Origin of the sequence: Streptomyces marokkonensis, from assembly GCF_039539045.1 — a bacterium.
Lineage (GTDB): Bacteria > Actinomycetota > Actinomycetes > Streptomycetales > Streptomycetaceae > Streptomyces > Streptomyces marokkonensis.
In genome coordinates this window covers 1-1,051 of the sequence record NZ_BAABCQ010000386.1, presented here as the reverse complement: position 1 = coordinate 1,051, position 1,051 = coordinate 1, and the positions used below count along the sequence as shown (strand labels likewise).

General features: G+C 70.6%; 2 protein-coding genes. Both read right to left on the bottom strand.

Annotated elements, in window-relative coordinates; translation table 11 throughout:
- The coding region (locus ABEA26_RS36530) for a polyketide synthase docking domain-containing protein (protein ID WP_425587963.1) at window positions 1–166 on the bottom strand (166 nt) is incomplete at its 3' end.
- 46 nt (window positions 167–212) lie between these two features.
- On the bottom strand, window positions 213–1,051 hold an 839-nt coding region (locus ABEA26_RS36020; RefSeq protein ID WP_345598294.1), incomplete at its 5' end, for a phosphopantetheine-binding protein.

Genomic DNA, 1,051 nt, shown 5'->3' with positions numbered 1-1,051 from the left:
GGTCCTCGGGCGAACGCACCCCGCCCGGATAACGGCACGCCATACCGACGATCGCTATGGGTTCCTGGTCCTTCTCCTCGACCTCGCGAAGGCGCTCCCGGGCCTGGCGAAGGTCCCCGGTGACGCGCTTGAGATATTCGAGAAGCCTGTCTTCGTTGCTGCTCATCCGCCTCATCCGTCCTCGGCTGTCGTCGTGGGTGGAGCGCCAAGAACTAGATGTCCTCTAGATCTTGATCAATCAGATCGAAAATGTCGTCGACCGTCGCGTCCTGGAGCCGCCGCCGCGCATCGGCCGATCCCGCGCTCTGCTCGTCGGCGGTGTTGACCAGGGTCAACAACTCCTGCAACCGCTTGCGCACCCCTGACCTGACCGTCTCCTCGGCGGCAGCGGCGGTCGTGACCACCGACTCCAGCCGGTCGAGTTCGCTGAAGACCGACAGCTCGCCCGGGCCCGTGCCGCCGAAGAGTTCGCTCTCCAGGTACCGGGCGGCCGCCTCCGGCGTCGGGTGGTCGAAGACCAGCGTCGCGGGAAGGGCCAGACCGGTGTCGGCGGTGAGCAGGTTGCGCAGTTCCACCGCGGTCAGGGAGTCGACGCCGAGGTCCCGGAACGCCAGGTCCGGTTCGACCGCCGCGGCACCGCTGTGACCGAGTACGGCCGCCGCGTGCGCGCACACCGTGTCCACGAGCAAGCGCTGCCGTTCGTCCGGGGACAGCGCGGCCAGCTTTACCTTCAGCGCGGACGGCTCGGCGCCCTGCTCACCGGGCGTCGCCGCGAGAGCGTCCCCGACCTCGGGCAGTTCACTCAGCAGCGCGCTCGGCCTGCTGACGGTGAACGGGACGACGAACCGCTCCCAGTCCACGTCCGCCACGGTGACCACGCCGTCCCCGCCGCTCAGCGCACCGTGCAGTGCGGAGATCGCCCGGTCCGGCCGCAGCGTGGTCAGGCCGCGCTGCCGCAGCCGCTCCTCGTCCCCGGTGTCGGCGACCATCCCGCCCTCGGCCCAGGGGCCCCAGGAGACGGCGGTCGCGGTGAGGCCGCGGTCGCGGCGCT